The sequence below is a fragment of the Sphingomonas sp. Leaf22 genome, from assembly GCF_001421715.1.
In the GTDB taxonomy this organism is placed as follows: Bacteria; Pseudomonadota; Alphaproteobacteria; order Sphingomonadales; family Sphingomonadaceae; genus Sphingomonas.
In genome coordinates this window covers 42,207-58,576 of sequence record NZ_LMKP01000023.1, presented here as the reverse complement: position 1 = coordinate 58,576, position 16,370 = coordinate 42,207, and the positions used below count along the sequence as shown (strand labels likewise).

At 65.9% G+C, this 16,370-nt stretch carries 8 protein-coding genes and 1 pseudogene; 3 read left to right on the top strand and 6 right to left on the bottom strand.

The window, feature by feature from the left end; translation table 11 throughout:
* Window positions 1-27: 27 nt before the first annotated feature.
* The 5 genes and pseudogenes from ASE70_RS11090 to ASE70_RS11070 form a co-directional block, all read right to left on the bottom strand.
* The gene (locus ASE70_RS11090; protein WP_056504967.1) at window positions 28-2,766 is read right to left on the bottom strand and encodes a TonB-dependent receptor; all 2,739 of its coding nucleotides are present in this window, start codon (window positions 2,764-2,766) and stop codon (window positions 28-30) included.
* A 241-nt stretch (window positions 2,767-3,007) separates the two neighbouring features.
* Window positions 3,008-4,054 (bottom strand): annotated as a pseudogene (locus ASE70_RS11085) (glycoside hydrolase family 43 protein); the annotation flags it as partial.
* Window positions 4,055-4,068: 14 nt separating this feature from the next.
* On the bottom strand, window positions 4,069-5,076 hold the full coding sequence (locus ASE70_RS11080) for an arabinan endo-1,5-alpha-L-arabinosidase (protein WP_056394303.1): 1,008 nt from the start codon (window positions 5,074-5,076) through the stop codon (window positions 4,069-4,071).
* A 1-nt stretch (window position 5,077) separates the two neighbouring features.
* Window positions 5,078-6,166 carry an arabinan endo-1,5-alpha-L-arabinosidase gene (locus tag ASE70_RS11075; RefSeq protein ID WP_056394300.1) on the bottom strand — a complete coding sequence of 363 codons (1,089 nt, stop codon included), beginning with the start codon at window positions 6,164-6,166 and terminating at the stop codon, window positions 5,078-5,080.
* Between the two features lie 48 nt (window positions 6,167-6,214).
* A complete protein-coding gene (locus ASE70_RS11070) occupies window positions 6,215-9,130 on the bottom strand; it encodes a TonB-dependent receptor (RefSeq protein ID WP_056394297.1) in 2,916 nt (971 codons plus the stop codon).
* A 338-nt stretch (window positions 9,131-9,468) separates the two neighbouring features.
* Here ASE70_RS11070 and ASE70_RS11065 point away from each other — a divergent pair, with 338 nt between their 5' ends.
* Window positions 9,469-11,865 carry a glycoside hydrolase family 127 protein gene (locus tag ASE70_RS11065; protein WP_082450987.1) on the top strand — a complete coding sequence of 799 codons (2,397 nt, stop codon included), beginning with the start codon at window positions 9,469-9,471 and terminating at the stop codon, window positions 11,863-11,865.
* A 175-nt stretch (window positions 11,866-12,040) separates the two neighbouring features.
* On the opposite strand, the gene ASE70_RS11060 is transcribed toward ASE70_RS11065, so the two are convergent.
* Window positions 12,041-13,132, bottom strand: a complete 1,092-nt coding sequence (locus ASE70_RS11060; protein ID WP_056504740.1) for an SGNH/GDSL hydrolase family protein — start codon at window positions 13,130-13,132, stop codon at window positions 12,041-12,043.
* 322 nt (window positions 13,133-13,454) lie between these two features.
* On the opposite strand from ASE70_RS11060, the gene ASE70_RS11055 reads away from it, so the two are divergent.
* Window positions 13,455-14,795 carry a glycoside hydrolase 5 family protein gene (locus tag ASE70_RS11055; protein WP_056504738.1) on the top strand — a complete coding sequence of 447 codons (1,341 nt, stop codon included), beginning with the start codon at window positions 13,455-13,457 and terminating at the stop codon, window positions 14,793-14,795.
* A gap of 72 nt (window positions 14,796-14,867) precedes the next feature.
* A complete protein-coding gene (locus ASE70_RS11050; RefSeq protein WP_056504734.1) occupies window positions 14,868-16,250 on the top strand; it encodes a M20/M25/M40 family metallo-hydrolase in 1,383 nt (460 codons plus the stop codon).
* Window positions 16,251-16,370 lie beyond the last annotated feature (120 nt).

The following is a 16,370-nucleotide window of genomic DNA, read 5'->3' as shown; positions in this document are numbered from 1 at the left end:
CATCCGTTGCAGGCAGGAATGGCATGATCAGAACCGCGACCGCAGCGTGATGCCATAGGTGCGGGGTTCGGCCAGGAAGGATGAGGTGACGGCGTTGCCGACGCCGAACGCGGGTGCGCCGAAGCGCGTCACCTGCGACACGCTGCCCGCCCCCTGGAACGGCGCGGCAAACGCGACCTGCTGATAGTCGGTGTCGAGGATGTTCTGCCCCCAGAACTCGATCGCCCAACGCTGTTCGGGTCCGCGCAGGCCGATGCGGGCGTTCATCAGGAAGAACCCGTCGAGCCGCTTTTCGGCGAACAGGTCCGATCCGGTGTTATAGTCGCTGGTCAGGCGGCTATCGACGTAGAAGAGCGCGCTCAGGTTGCGACCGACCGGCGGGGTCCACACCGCCGAATTGGTGATGGTGTGGCGCGGCGCGTTCGACATCTGGTTGCCGGGCAACAGGAACAGTGCCGCGTTCAGCGGCTCGCCCGCCTCGCTGCCAACGAGGTTGTTGCGATACTGGGTGTGGGCGAAGGTATAGCCGATGTTGAACGCGACATCGCGCGCCGGATAGGCGCCCGCTTCGAATTCGAAGCCCTGCGTGACGACGCCTGCGCCGACCTTGCCCGAACACGCGCCGGTCGCCGAATTGTTGTCGCGATCGGCACCGGCCAGCGACTGGTCGCACGCGCTGATGTTCTGGACGATGAAGTTGGTGCCGTTGAAGGTGTTCAGCTGGAAATTGCGGAAGGCCGAACGGAACGCGGCAAGGTTCGCGGTGAATTTCGCCGAGCTGTATTTGACGCCGAATTCCAGCGCCTGCACGGTTTCGGGATCGAACCGCAGGTTGCGCGCCGATGCGGCGGTCGGCGTGGCGAACACCGTCGCCGACAGGTCCGAACGGTCGAGATTATAGCCCCCCGCCTTGTACCCGCGCGCATAGGACGCATAGAGCAGCGTGCTGGGCACCGGTTTCCACGACAGCACGGTGGTGCCGGTAACCTGCCCTTCGCTCAGCTTGTCGCGGATCGGCACGCCGGTCAGCGCGGCGGTCGAATTGCCGGTGCAGGTCAACGTGACGATCCCGGCCGCCAGCGACCGCAGCGTCGCGTTGCTGCTGCCGAGCAACGGTGCCATCGCCGCCTGCTGCGTCGGGCAGACGGTGTTGTTGTTCAGGAAGCTGGCATCCAGCGATTTCTGTTCATGCGTATAACGCAGCCCGCCGGTCAGGCTGAGCGTATCGGTCACCTTGAAGATATTGTGGGTGAAGAACGCATAGTTGCTGCTGGTCTGGTCATACAGGTCGCGGACGCTGCCGAGGTCGTTGAGCGTGCTCAGCCGGTCGATGCCGCCGATGATCTGCGGCCCGACCGCCGGGGTCAGCGCGGCGCGGCCGGTGGCGCTCAGGCACCCGGCGGCCGCCGGATTGCGCAGCGCCGCCAGCGGGTTGATCGTCGCGACGACCCGGCACGCGGCGAACGCGCCATATTGCGTGCCGAAGCGGATATTGTCGGCGACCGTAAGATTTTCGTGCGCGTAATAACCGCCGACCATCCAGTCGAGCCGGTTGTTGAACAGCCCGCCGCTCAGCCGCGTTTCCTGCGTAAAGGTATGGAACTGGCGATAGGCGTTGCCGTCATCGGGACGGTAGGCGATGTCGACATTGCCGTAATCGACGTCGGCAGCACCGCCCGACTTATATTCGCGATACGCGCTGATCGAAATGAGTTGAAGGTTGGACAGGGTCCAGCCGATCCGGGCCGAGCCACCATAATCGGTCGTGACATTGCTGTAGGCCCGGCCGCGCGTATTGGCGATGCGGCGGTTGTAGGGATCGCCGTCGCTGGGCAACACTCCGCCAAGGCTTTGCAGGATCGACACGATGCGATTCTGCGCCGAGGGGGCATAGTCGCCCGCCACGCCCGGGGTCGGATCGACCTTTTCCTGCGTATCGACATAGACCGCACCGCAGCACTTTTCGTCGCGGTGCGTATAGTCGCCGATCAACCGGATCGAGAAATTGTCGACCGGTTTGAAGAACAGCTGTCCGCGCACGAAATAGCGGTTGCGGTCGTTGTAATTGGTGTCGTTGACGACATCGCGATAGAAGCCGTCGCGCTTGCCGACGACGCCGTCGACGCGGAACGCCAGCTTGTCGGCGACGATCGGCCCGGTCAGCGCACCGGCAAGGCGCACCGCGTTGAAATTGCCATAGCTCGCCTCGCCATAGCCGCCAAAGTCGAACGAGGGATATTTGGTGTAGATGCTGATCGCGCCGGCCGACGAATTGCGTCCCGACAACGTACCCTGGGGCCCGCGCAGCACCTCGATTCGCTCGACCTCGCCCAGATCATTGAGGCCGGAACCGGTACGGCTGCGATAGACGCCGTCGATGAACACCGCGACCGAGCTTTCGAGACCGGGATTGTCACCGACCGTGCCGATGCCGCGCAGGCGCGCCGACGCATTGGCTTCGGACCCGGTCGACGACACGATCAGCGACGGCGACAATTGCGCCATCTGGCGAATATCGGTCGCGCCGGAATTCTGGAGCGCAGCGGTGCTGTAGGCGCTGACCGCGATCGGCACGTTCGACAGGCGCTGCGACCGCCGAGTCGCGGTGACGACGATGTCGGCGGTGTTGGCCGACGCTTCCTCGCCGGTATGGGCATCGGGCTTCTCGCCGGCCTTGGTGACCACCCCGCGCAGCCCCTGCGCCGCGGCCGGGCAGGCGACCACGACACACGCGGTCGCCGCCAGCAGGTACCCCGATTTCCGCATTCCATCCCCCAAGCGCGTCAACAGCATCATGGACGAAGCAATAGGACGGTACCGAATACCAGATAGTTAATGCCGCCAAGAGGAAGCAAAAAAAGCGGCAAATTGCGGGCGTTACAATAGGGGCGCGAACCGAATCCAGCGGCCCGTCGACTATCGTTTCCGATAGTCGATCGATGTATCGTTCGCGCCCGTTCCCGATGCCGCGAACCCGCCGATGGGGATCAGGTCCCCCTTAGACTCGCAGCGGCCCGTTCGCGGCGGGCGGTTCGAACTGTGGTACGCCGGCGGCATCGTACCGCACCGGCTGCACACGGGTATGGCGATTCGGATCGAACAGCGGGTCGCCCGTGATCTTTTCGTAATCGCGCGCATGAAAGACCAGCATGTCGCGACCGCGTTCGTCGACGGTGAAGCTGTTATGGCCGGGGCCGAAAATCTTGCGCGCGGCGTCGGTCTTGAGCACCGGCTGCGGCGATTTGGTCCATGCCGCCGGGTCCATGATATCGGCATCGTCGCGCGCGGTCAGCATCCCCAGACAGTAGCGCGCATCGGTGGCGCTGGCCGAATAGGTCAGGAACAGCCGCCCGTTGCGCGCCAGCAGCGCCGGGGCCTCGGCGACCTTGTAGCCGCGAATCTCCCATGGCAGCGTCGGCACGGTCAGCCGGGCAGGCTTGGCGGCGAGCGTCAGCGGCGTGGCGAGCGGGGCGAGGTACAGGTTCGAATTGGTCTCGATCCCCGGCTCGCGCTGCGCCCATGCCAGATAGCGGGTGCCGCGGTGCACGAAGCTGGTCGAATCAAGGTTGAAGCTGTCCCACGGCGTTTCCAGCTGGCCCAGCACCGACCAGTTGCCGGTCATCGGATCGGGACCGTCGCACACCACCGCATAGGTGCGGATGCGGAACACGTCCTCGCCGCCGCCGCTGGGACCGGCGGCGAAATACATGATCCACTTACCGTCGATCTGATGCAGTTCGGGCGCCCACAGGAATCCCGAGCGCGGTCCCGATGCCTCGTGCCGCCACAGGACCTTTTCCTGCGCGGTGGTCAGGCCGCCGATCGTCTTCGACCGGCGCAGCACCAGCCGGTCATATTCGGGCACCGACCCGGTCAGGTAATACCAGCCGTCGGTGTGGCGAAACACCTGCGCATCGGCGCGGTTCTTGACCAGCGGGTTGACGATGCCGGTCGCGCCGTCGCGCCGGCGCTGCGCCCATGCGGGCATGGCCGTCGCGGCACCGGCGGCGGCAACCCCGCCGAGGAACAGGCGGCGGGACAGGGCGTCGTTCATGGTCATTCTCTCCTTCACCGGGCCGTCGGCCAGCCATCGCTGCCCCATTGCAGGGTCGCGACGCGCAGGGTCGGCGCACCGGCATTTTCCTTGTCGTAGGCATGATAGACGATGCGGTCGATGCCGTCGTCCCCCCGGCTGTGGCCGGCATGGCCGGGCCCGCGGAACCGGCCCTTTTCCTCCAGATCGGCCCGCAGCAGCACCGTGCCGCCACCGGCGAGCATCGAACTGCCGTCCTTGCCCAGATACGGCCCGGTGATCGTCTTCGACCGGCCGATGACCGTGTAATAGGTGCTGTTCACGCCCTTGCAGCAATAGTCGTAGCTGGCGATCAGCCAGTAAGTGCCACCGCGTTCGAAGATATAGGGTGCCTCGATGATCGACGGCGCGCCCGCCGGGACCGGACGGCTGGCCAGCGCGAGCGGCTTGGCGTCGGGGTTCAGCGGCTTGCCGGTCCGCGGGTTCAGCTCGACCAGTTTCAGCCCGCTCCAGAAGCTGCCGAACGACAGCCAGTGGCGGCCCGACTTGTCGGCGATGAACGCCGGGTCGATCGCGTTATAGGCATCGCCCGGCATCGATCGCAGCACCATGCCCTCGTCGCGCCAGCCATAGCCGGGTGCTTGGCGGTCGAGCGTCGCGTTGGTGGCGAGGCCGATCGCCGACCGGTTCGATCCGAAGGTCGAGACCGAATAATACAGGCGATAGCGGCCGTTCACGAAGGATATGTCGGGCGCCCACAGATTGCGTGCGCCGGGAATGGCCTGCGTCGCCCAGTCGGGCAGCTTGGCGAAGGGTGGCGTGCCCGCCTGCCAATGGACCAGATCGGGCGAGGTCCGCTCGGACAGCACCCCCTGCCCGTCGCGCCCGATGCCGGTCGAAAAGACGTGCCACGTCGCCCCCTGCCGGATCAGCACCGGATCATGGACCGGTCGGATATCGCCTTCCGGGGCGGCGGTCTGTGCGACCCCCGCCCCGGCGAGCAACACCGCCGCGAACGACGACAGCATGCGCGCGAACCCCATGTTACTGCGCCACCGGCCAGCCATCGGCATCCCATGTCAGCCGCTGGATCTGTAGCGTCGGTGCGCCGTTCCGTTCGCGGTCATAGGCGTGATAGACGATATGATCGCCGGTCGCCTCCTGCAGCACCGCGACATGGCCGCGCCCGACATAGCGCGAATCGGTCCCCTGCCCCGATGCCAGCACCAGCGAACCGCCACCGTCGAGCATCGATTTGCCGCTCTTGTCGAGATACGGCCCGGTCGGCGTCCGCGACCGGCCGACGACGGTGTTGTAGGTGCTGGCCGCCCCCTGACAACAGGCGTCGAACGATGCGAACAGATAGTAATAGTCGCCGTGGCGGACGACGAACGGCGCTTCGATCGCACCCGGTGCCGGGCGCGTCGCCAGCGGATAGATCGTCTGGTCGCTGGCAAGGCGCAGGCCGGTGGCGGGATCGAGCCGGACCATCTTGATGCCCGACCAGAAGCTGCCGAACGCCATCCATTCGCCGCCATCGGCGTCGGTGAAGACCGCCGGGTCGATCGCGTTGAAATTGTCGGTGGTGTTCGACTGGATCACCGCCCCCTTGTCGACCCAGCCGGTCGCGGGACTGTTGACGCTCAGCGCGTTGTTGACGGTCAGGCCGATCGCCGACCGGTTGCTGCCGAAGGTCGAGACCGAATAATACAGCCGATATTCGCCGCCGCGCTTGACGATGTCGGGGGCCCAGATACCCGACGTGCCGGGCACGGCGGTCGCGGTCCATGCCGGCAGCGCGGTATAGGCCGGACCGCGCCACGTCCATGCGGTCAGATCGGTCGAGGTCCGCGTCGCCAGCAACCCTTCGCGATCGGTGACCGACCCGGTCGCGAACAGGAAATAGGTGTTGCCGTCCTTCAGGATGGCCGGGTCATGGACCGGCATCGTGTCGCCGGTCAGCGCCAGCAGGCCCGACGTCGCGGTCGAGGTCGGCGTGGGAGTCGGCGTCGGAGTCGGAGTCGGAGCCGGTGCGACCGGTGCCGAGATATTGCCGCTGGCATCGGTACCCGAAATACCGTTGCAACCGGCGAGCAGGACGAGGGCGGCGAGCGGAAGCGTGGACCGGATCATGGGGGTCACTCCGTCAGAAAGGGATTGGATCACAGCGGGCGATGCGCGTCAGTCGAACGAGTAGCGCAGCCCGACCGCGAAGGTCCGCGAGAGCAGGGTGGTGCCGAGGTTGAACTGGTCGGCATTGCCGGCATCCTCGAACCGGTAATAATTCTGCTGCGTCTGGCTGGTCAGATTGACCGCGTCGAGCGTCAGCCCCAGCCGGTTGGTGACCGCATAGGTCAGCTGAAAGTCGAGGCTGCTTTCGGGACGCCGCCAGACGCCGATCGGATTGGCGAACAGCCGCGCTTCGTTGTTGGCGAGGAACGCCTTGCGCCAGACATAGGACAGACGCGCACCGAGGCCGCCCTTCTCATAGGCCAGCGTCGCATTGTACGACAGGTCGGACACGCCGAAGAAGGCCGACTGCGTCTCGCCGGTCACATTGCCGGCACTGTCGGTCAGCGGGATGTTCTGGTTCGAATCGAGCAGCGTCAGGCTGCCCTGAAACCCGAACCCGTCGAGGATCGCGGGCAGATAGGTCGGGAAATAGGTCAGCCCCAGCTCGATCCCCTTGAGCACGCCGTTCGAGGCGTTTTCGGGACGGGTGACGGCGAAGACGTTGGTGTTCAGCCCGGTATTGGGAATGGTCAGCACCGACGTCAGCGGCACGACCAGCCCGTCAATCTCCCGCCGGAACAGCGTACCATAGATCGCGCTGCCCCGTTCGAAAAACCATTCGGCCGACAGGTCGTAATTCTTGGCGATGGTCGGGCGCAGGTTCGGATTGCCCGACGACCCGCTGCCGCGACCGATATTGGTCAGGTCGCCGACCAGATTGGGATTGGGGTTGAGATCGCCGAACGCCGGCCGGCGCAGCGTCTCGCCATAGTTGAAGCGGATGCGGAAATCGTCGGCCACGTCGTAGCGCAACGTGGCGCTCGGCAGGAACCGCGCGGTGCCGTTCGATGCGCGGGTGACGGTGCCGTTATAGCGGTCGGTGAACACGAAATTCGTGTCGACATCGGTGTAGCGAAGGCCGGCCTGCACATGGAACGGCCGTCCGAACAGGTCGAACTGCCCATCGGCCATGGCATAGGCGCTCATGGTGATTTCGTTGATGTCGAACACGTCGGTCAGGCGCAGCTGATCCGACAGCAGGAAATTGGGGGCGACGGTGCTTTTGTACAACTGCCGGATCGCGTCGGCATTTTCGTAGATATAGGTGCCGTTGGGGACCAGCCACGACGTCGGCACGCTGGCACGCCCGTCGAAAAAGTCCTTGTTGGTCAGTTGCAGGCCCGGATCGAGATCGGAGAAGCGCCGCCCCAATGCGCCCGCATCCTGCGACCGCACCGAATCGACGGCGTTGCGATCGTCGACGCGGATGCCCGCCTTCACCCGGCGCAGGAAACCTTCGTCCCACTTATTCTCACCGTCGAGGTGCAGCGTCTTGGCATCGCCCTTCGACCGGTTGGCATTGTCGTAGAATTCGCCGACGGTCCACCGGGTCGGATCGACCAGCAGGTCGTTATTGTCGAAATTATAGGCGGGGATGCCGCCCCGGGTATTGAAATCGACATCGATCCGGCTGGCGACGCGGTTCAGGCGCATCGCGAGGAATTGGGTGTCGAACTGGCTGTTCTGATACGACAGATCGGCGGTGATCCGGCCGTTATCGCCCACTTTCCAGTCGGCGTTGAGCGCATAGACGAAGCTGTCGGTCTTCGACCGGGTATAGTCGCCGCTGTTGAACCCGAACACGTCGCCGACCGAGCGCGCCTTGACGATGTTGGTGTCGGGATAGAGTTCGATCGTCGAGGCCGGATTGGCGCCGAGCCCGCCCCACCAGTCGACGAAGCTGAAGAACAGGCTGTTCTGCGTCGTCGCGCGGAACTGGTTCCAGAAGAATTCGGCGGTGTAAGTCGAACTGCTGTTCGGCGACCATTGCACTGCGGCGTTCACCGCCGGACGTTCGCGCGTGCCCGCGACGTCGGGGCTGAACACCGCGTCGCGCGAGAGATAATAGGGGACGTCCTGCCCGTTGATCCGCAATGTCGATCCGGGCGCGGTTGGCAACCCGCGTTCGAGACCCGGCTGCCAAAGCGATTGCCCCGGAGCACGGCAATCCGTCGGCGCAATCCGTTCGAGCACGGTCCAGCCGTTCGGATTGGACGGCACGCAAACATTGGCCGCGCCGCTGCCGCGCGGCAGATTGGCGGTCGTTGCGAACGGCACCATCGCACCCGCCGTCACGCTCATGTCGCGATATTTGGTGCGCGCATAGCTGCCGCTCACCAACACGCCGATATCGCCGATCCCGGTTTCCCAGCGATTGCTGATCAGCCCCGACACGTTGGGATTAATGCTGTCGGCCTGTTCGTTATAGATGCCGCGCGCGACGCCCGAAAGCGCGAAGCCGTTGAAATCGAACGGACGCCGGGTGAACACGTCGATCTGGCCGGCGATGCCGGTCTCGATCTGGTCGGCGGCGCGCGTCTTGTACACGTCGATCCGCTTGACCAGGTTCGCGGGAATATCCGCCAGCGAGAAATTTTGCCCCGACGCGGTAAATATGTTGCGCCCATTCATCGTCGTCAACGCATCGGGCAGACCCCGGATCGAGATCGCGGCGGCTTCACCGCCCGCCCGGTTCGTCACCTGCACGCCGCTGACGCGTTGCAACGCTTCGATCGCATTATTGTCGGGCAGTTTGCCGACATCTTCGGCGACGATCGAGTCGACGACCTGCGTTGCGTTGCGCTTTACGTTCAGCGCACCGAGGATCGATGCCCGCACGCCGGTGACGATGATCTCGTCGCCTTCGTCGGTGGCGGGGTCGCGCGAAACGGTGCCGTCGCCGGCCTGTTCCGGGCCATCGGCGGGGACGCCGGGCGTTGCACCGGTCACCTGCGCATAGGCGGGCATGCCAAGGAACAAAGCGATTGCAGATGCCGACACCAGCATCCCGGCCCTGACGACCATGAAACTCTCCCCGATCAGGCCCTTGATTGGGCCTATCTATACTCTGACAATTACCGTGAGGATGGGGGAATGCAATGGGGACGATATGAAAAATGTCAGGGATGTTGCACTTCAGTCGCAGATCGTGATTGGCGCGCTAGGATCGGGTTCGCGCCTGATTAGGCCCGGATTTTATACAGCGGGATCGAACAGGCCGCACCATGACAAGCGCATTGGGTGGCGGCGATGATAGCGATATCATTGGCAGGATTGCGCCATCGCCGGTTGACGTTCTTTCAAAAGTCAGACAATTATTTCCTGAAGACGCAGCGATGCCAAACCGTCAGTCAGGACCGTCCATGCCGAACCCCGTCACGCCCCCGATCCCGCACGGCACCGGACCCGGCCGGGTCCTGCCGATCAGTCGCCGGAGCCTGATGATCGGTGCCAGCCTGTTGCCGTTCGGCACATCGGCGTTCGCGGCGACTCGGGCGATGCGTCGGGTCGAACCGATCCCCGCCCGATTCGTGACGTTGCAGCCATCGCCCTTCGCCGATGCCTTCGCCGCCAATCGCCGCTATCTGCTCGACCTCGACCCCGAACGGCTGCTGCATAATTTCTATATTTCGGCCGGACTGCCTGCGCCGAAGCCGGTCTATGGCGGTTGGGAGGCGCAGGGGATTGCCGGGCACAGCCTTGGCCACTGGCTGTCGGCCTGTGCGCTGACCGTCGCCAATACCGGCGACCCGGCGGTCGCGACGCGGCTCGACCATGCGCTGAAGGAGATGGCGCGGATTCAGGCGGCGCATGGCGACGGCTATGTCGGTGGCACGACCGTCGAGCGCGATGGCCGGGCGGTCGACGGCAAGATCGTGTTCGAGGAATTGCGCCGCGGCGATATCCGCAGCAACGGGTTCGACCTGAACGGCGGCTGGGTGCCGCTCTATACATGGCACAAGGTTCATGCCGGGCTGATCGACGCGCATGTGCTGGCGCGCAATCCACGGGCCATGCCGGTGTTGCTCGGCATGGCCGGCTATCTGGCCGGCGTGCTCGAACCGCGCTCCGACGAACAGATGCAGCGTATTCTGGCCGCCGAGCATGGCGGGCTGAACGAAAGCTATGCCGATACCTATGCGCTGACCGGCGATGCCCGCTGGCTGCGGATGGCGGAAAAGATCCGGCACAAGGCGGTGCTCGACCCGCTGACCGCCGGACAGGACCGGCTGGCCGGGCTGCACGCCAATACGCAGATCCCGAAGGTGATCGGCCTTGCCCGCCTCCACGAACTGACCGGCGCGCCGGCCCATGCGGCGGCGGCGCGCTTCTTTCACCAGCGGGTGACCGGGCATCACAGCTATGTCATCGGCGGCAATTCGGAACGTGAGCATTTCGGCCAGCCCGACCAGCTGTCGAACCGACTGGGCGAGGCGACGTGCGAGGCGTGCAACAGCTATAACATGCTGAAGCTGACCCGGCATCTCTATGGCTGGCAGCCCGAGGCACGCTGGTTCGATTTCTACGAACGGGTGCAGATCAACCACATGCTCGCCCATCAGCGGCCACGCGACGGCCGCTTCGTCTATTTCATGCCGTTGGCGGCCGGGGCGCGGCGGACCTATTCCAGCCCCGAGGACAGTTTCTGGTGCTGCGTCGGGTCGGGAATGGAGAGCCATGCCAAACATGCCGATTCGATCTGGTGGCAGGATGCGGACACGCTGTACCTGAACCTGTTCGTGCCATCGAAGCTCGACTGGAGCGAACGGGAACTGGCGGTCGATCTCGATACCGCGATGCCGCTGAAGGGCGACGGGACGCTCACCGTCCGGCGCGCACCGCGCGGCAGGCAGGCGATCGCGATCCGCCTGCCCGGCTGGGCGAAGAACCCGGTCGTGGCGCTGAACGGACAGGCGATCGCGCCGGTGATGCGCGGCGGCTATGCGGTGATCGACCGGCGGTGGCGCGCGGGCGATACCGTCGCGCTGACGCTGCCGATGACGCTGGCGACCGAAGCGACGCCCGACGATCCGACGATCGTCGCCTTCACCTATGGCCCGCTGGTGCTCGCCGCCGATATGGGCAGCGAGGCGAAGCCGTTCGACAGTACCGGGCCGGCACTGGTCAGCGACGGCGCGATCGCCGACAGCCTGACGCCGGCGGGCGACAACCGCTTCACCGCGACCGGCGCGCTGGGCGAGAAGCTGACCTTCCGCCCCTTCTATTCGCAATGGGACCGGCGGACGGCAGTGTATCTGCCGACCTTCACCAGCGATCGGTGGGCGGCGGCGCGAGGCGAGTATGTGCGGGCGCAGGCCGAGGCACGGACGCTCGGCCGGCGTACCGTCGACACGCTGTACATGGGCGAGATGCAGCCGGAGCGCGACCATCAGGTCGTACCGGGCGGCAGCGAGGTCGTGAACTGGTCGGGACGGTCGGCGCGGCGCATCAAGCCCGGCCAGACCCTGGGCATGACGCTGGCCCGGCGACCGGGACCGGCGGTGCTGCGGCTGCTGATCTGGGGCCGCGACGTCGATCGCGCGATCGACATCGCCCTCGACGGCGCACCGCTCGCCACCGCGACGCACAAGGGGCCGGCGGCGGACCGGTTCGTCGCGCTCGACTATCCGATCCCGTCGGCGGGAGCGCAGGGACGCCCGGCGGCGACCATCACCTTGACCGCGAAGCAGGGCGATGCGGTGATTTACGAAGTGCGGATGCTCACCGCCGAGGACGCCGCGCCGGTGACGTCGGTTTAGGGCCGATCGACATTCCGTAGGGTTTCGGCTGCCCCCCTCCCTGACAAGGGAGGGGTCGGGGGTAGGTTGGCCTGCGATGGAGCGACTCCCCAGCCACAGACCGACCCACCCCCAGCCCCTCCCCTGTCAGGCAGGGGAGCAGTTCGCTGACCTGATAGCTGAATGTCGATCGGTCCTAGCGCCGCCCCCACACGTCTGCCCGGGCATCGATCGCGGTCGTGATCGCCGCGGCGATCCTTGCGTCGTCGGCCAGATCGGGATGATAATGACAGCCGCCGAAGTTGAGGCCGGTGACGGGCACGACCGCAAGGCGCGTCTCGCCGGTCGCGCGGAGTCTGGTCGCGACCTGCTGGACCTCGCGCAGGATCTCACCATCGGCAAGGTCGGTCGCCCACAGCACGAACAGGGCGTTCGGGTCGCGGCGGCGCAACCCCTGGACGAAGGCGACATAGCGCGCCTCGTAATCGGCGTGCAGCGCGGCGCGATCGGCCCAGCGTTCGCCGGGCTTCAGCGGAGTCGTAAAGTCATTGGTGCCGAGTGCGATCACGATAACCTGCGGATGCCAGTTCGCGTCGTCGGCCGGGGTCTTGGCGTCGAACAGCGCGTAGGGATAGGCCTGCGGCACGGTCGGTGCTGCGAAACCGCCATAGTTGCGGACGATGCCCCGCCCGGAAATCGCGTTGACGCGGATGTCGGCACCGTAGCGTTTGCCGAGGCGGCCGGCGATCCCCTGCGACGTGTCGGTCGTCTCCCACACCTGCACGTCGGTGCAGTCGCGGCTGGTCGACGTGTTGCCATAGCCGACGGTGTGCGAGTCGCCGATGAATTCGATCCGGCGGGCGGCGGCCCTCGGCGCGGCCAGCGGCGTGGTACCGGCCGGCGCGAAGAGGCCGCCCAGACCGGTCGGGCCGGCCTGTGATTCGCTAACCACGTCGACGCGGATGCGATGGCGGCCGGCACCGGGCGCGGTGATGCGGTAGCGGCCGGGTTTGGGGCGGACCAGTGCGACGGGGGCCGCGCCGTCGATGCTGATGCGCAGCGAGACCTCGCCCGGACCGACCTTCAGGTCGACGGCGCGGCCTTTGAACGCGGCTTCGAGATAGGTGCCCGGCCATTGCCGCTGATACCCGCCGTCGACGGGGACGACGCGGCCGCCGATGTGCAGCGGAATCGGCCGGGTGGCGGTTTCGGCGACGGGGGCGACGGTCTGGGCCGGCGTGATGGCGGGGAGTGCCAGCAGGAGGGCGGCGATCAGGGGGCGGGGCATATCGGTCCTTTTGGTCCTCGGGCTATGCGGTTCTGGTTCGGGTGCGAAGGGACAGTTGCAACATGCTTGCCGGCGAATGCCGGGGGCCGGTCGGCCGACGCCGATGATAGGCGGCAAAACCTTTCCAACTACACTGCCAACCATGAGATCGTTCAGGGGTAGCGCATCGCAGCTCATTTTCTCCGGCGGTCGCGAACGAGCGTAACCGCTTCCGCCCGAGGAATAAACAAAAACGAAATACATATGTTGACAGCGATGCGCCGGTTCCGCAGTCTGCCGGGACAGACGGCACGACCGGCGTAGGGATGAGGGACTGGACGGCATGACGACGATCGCACGGCGCGGATTCATCGGATCGGGCGCGCTGCTCGCCGGCTGTACCATGGCCCCTCCCCTGTCGCGGCCGAACGCCGGTGGCACCAGCGGCTTCGTGCGGCGGGACGGGATGCGGCTGTCGCTCGACGGCCGGCGCTATCGCTTCGTCGGCGGCAATATGTGGTATGCCGCCTATTTGGGGGCCGATGCGCCCTATGGCGACCGGGCACGGCTGGGCCGCGAACTGGATGCGCTGGCGGCGATGGGCGTGACGAACCTGCGCGTGCTGGCGTCGAGCGAGGAAGGGCCGCTCAAGAATTCGATCAAGCCGGGCTTTCGCGGTCCCGGCAAGGATTACAACCAGACGCTGCTCGCCGGGCTCGACTATGCGCTGGCGGAAATGGGCAAGCGCGGCATTCGCGCTGTGCTGTACCTGACCAACTTCTGGGAATGGTCGGGCGGGATGATGACGTACCTGTCCTACGTCAACGGCGGCAACTACATCAACATGAACGATCCGGCACATCCATGGCCGGAATTCGCGAACTTCAATGCCCAATTCTATGGCAATCGCGCCGCCATGGACCTGTATCGCGACTGGATCCGTGCGGTTGTCGGGCGGACCAATGGCGTGACGGGCAAGCCGTACGCCGACGATCCGACGATCATGGCATGGCAGCTGTCGAACGAGCCGCGCCCGTCGGGCGACATGGCCCATGCGAACCTGCCGCAATTCTATGCGTGGGTCCGCGACAGTGCGCAGCTCATCAAGTCGATCGACCGCAATCATCTGGTCTCGACCGGCAGCGAGGGGCTGAAGGGCGGGCTGGAAAGCGCAGAGATCGTGCTGGCCGAACACGCCATTCCCGAGATCGATTATCTGACCGTCCATATCTGGCCCAACAACTGGGACTGGGTGAAGCAGACCGACCTCGCCAATACCGCCGCGCGTGGCGAGACGCTGACCGACCAGTATATCGCCGACCATGTCGCGCTGGCCCGCCGGCTGGACAAGCCGATGGTGATCGAGGAATTCGGCTATCCCCGCGACGGCGGCAGCAACGATCCGGCGGTGGCGACGACGTACAAGGACCGCTTCTACGGTCGCATCTATACGGCGGCGATCAAGGACATGCAGGACGGCGGACCGATCGCCGGCACCAATTTCTGGGCATGGAACGGCGAAGCGCGGGCGGCACATCCCGACTACCGGTTCCAGGACGGCGACCGCCAGTATATGGGCGATCCCCCGCACGAGCCGCAGGGCTGGTACGGCATCTTCACCGGCGATACGACGATCCGGCTGGTGTCCGACCATGCCAGGGCGATTGCCGCACTGCCGGCGTGACGGGGGTGCGGGCGGTCTTGCGCACCGCCCCTTCCCCTGCGCAGACTGCCGGCAGCCTAGTCGGAGAAGTCCATGCGCCACCTGTTCGTCGCCCTTGCAGCCGCCACCCTGCTCCCCGCCGCCGCGATCGCGCAGGATGCGCCGATCTCCGCTGCGGGCAAGGAAGCGCTGACGCTGCTGACGCGCGGCATCGCGTTCAAGACGGTGCAGGGCGAGGGGCAGGTGCCGGCCTATGCCGCCTATCTGAAGCAGCAACTGATGTCGGCCGGCTTTGCCGATGCCGAGGTGACGTTCGTGCCGCTGGGCGAGACCGGCTATCTGACCGCGCGCATCGCCGGGCGCGACCGCAAGGCGAAGCCGACGGTCGTGCTCGGCCATATGGATGTGGTCGCCGCCGATGCGAAGGACTGGACCCGCGATCCGTTCACGCCGGTGGTGGAGGGCGGCTATGTCTTCGGGCGCGGCAGTCTGGATAACAAGGCGAACGTGTCGCTGGTCGTAGCGACGCTGATGCAGCTGAAGCGCGAGAAATGGGTGCCCAAGCGCGACGTCGTGCTGGTGCTGACCGGTGACGAAGAAACCGAGATGAAGACGACGCAGGCGGCGGCAGCGGCGTTCGCCAATGCCGGCCTGGTGCTGAACGCCGATGCCGGTGGCGGCGCGCTGGGCGAGGATGGCAAGCCGATCGCCTATGGCCTGCAGGCGGCGGAAAAGGTCTATGGCGACTGGCACCTGACCGTCACCGATCCCGGTGGCCATTCGAGCCGGCCGGGACCGCGCAACGCGATCGCGGTGCTGGCCAACGCCGTGGTGCGGATCGCCAACTATCGCTTCCCGCCGCAGCAGAACGAGATCACCAAGGCATCGCTCGCCGGGACCGCCGCCGCGACGCCCGGCGAGCTGGGCGCGGCGATGAAGGCGTTCGCCGCCAATCCGGCCGATACCGCCGCCGCCGACATCCTGTCCGCCGACAAACGCTATGTGGGACAAATCCGCACGACCTGTGTGCCCACCATGTTCAACGGCGGCCATGCGCCCAACGCCCTGCCGCAGCGGGCGATGGCCAACATCAACTGCCGCATCTTTCCCGGCACGCCGCGCGCCGAGATCGAGAAGAAGCTGATCGAACTGGTCGCTGACCCGACGATCGCGGTCACCTTCCGCGACAACGGCACGATCGAAGCGGGTGCCTCTCCGCTCGACCCGAAGGTCGTGTCGGCGGTCAAAACGGTGGTCGCCAAACGCGCACCGGGTACGCCGGTCCTGCCGATGCAGGAAGCCGGCGCGACCGATTCGATGCATTTCCGCGCAAAGGGTATCCCGAGCTTCGGCGTCGGCGGCGTGTTCATGAAACCCGGCGAAATCTTTGCCCATGGGCTGAACGAACGCGTGCCGGTGGCGACGATCGATCCGGGCGTCGTGTGGTGGGCGGAATTGTTGAAGACGCTGGGGTAGCGTCCCCGGCTTCGGTCTGGCGCGAACGAGGCCTTGCCAAGCTTGCCGATCTAGCCAGATCTTCACCGTACCCCGGCGAAGGCCGGGGTCCAGTTGCGATGCCTTCCCGGTGAATTACCG

Coding starts and splice junctions, on each gene's coding strand:
- ASE70_RS11075 (WP_056394300.1), bottom strand. CDS start 6,166: ATGATCCGGTCCACGCTTCCGCTCGCCGCCCTCGTCCTGCTCGCCGGT.
- ASE70_RS11090 (WP_056504967.1), bottom strand. CDS start 2,766: ATGCGGAAATCGGGGTACCTGCTGGCGGCGACCGCGTGTGTCGTGGTC.
- ASE70_RS11060 (WP_056504740.1), bottom strand. CDS start 13,132: ATGCCCCGCCCCCTGATCGCCGCCCTCCTGCTGGCACTCCCCGCCATC.
- ASE70_RS11065 (WP_082450987.1), top strand. CDS start 9,469: ATGCCGAACCCCGTCACGCCCCCGATCCCGCACGGCACCGGACCCGGC.
- ASE70_RS11050 (WP_056504734.1), top strand. CDS start 14,868: ATGCGCCACCTGTTCGTCGCCCTTGCAGCCGCCACCCTGCTCCCCGCC.
- ASE70_RS11080 (WP_056394303.1), bottom strand. CDS start 5,076: ATGGGGTTCGCGCGCATGCTGTCGTCGTTCGCGGCGGTGTTGCTCGCC.
- ASE70_RS11055 (WP_056504738.1), top strand. CDS start 13,455: ATGACGACGATCGCACGGCGCGGATTCATCGGATCGGGCGCGCTGCTC.
- ASE70_RS11070 (WP_056394297.1), bottom strand. CDS start 9,130: ATGGTCGTCAGGGCCGGGATGCTGGTGTCGGCATCTGCAATCGCTTTG.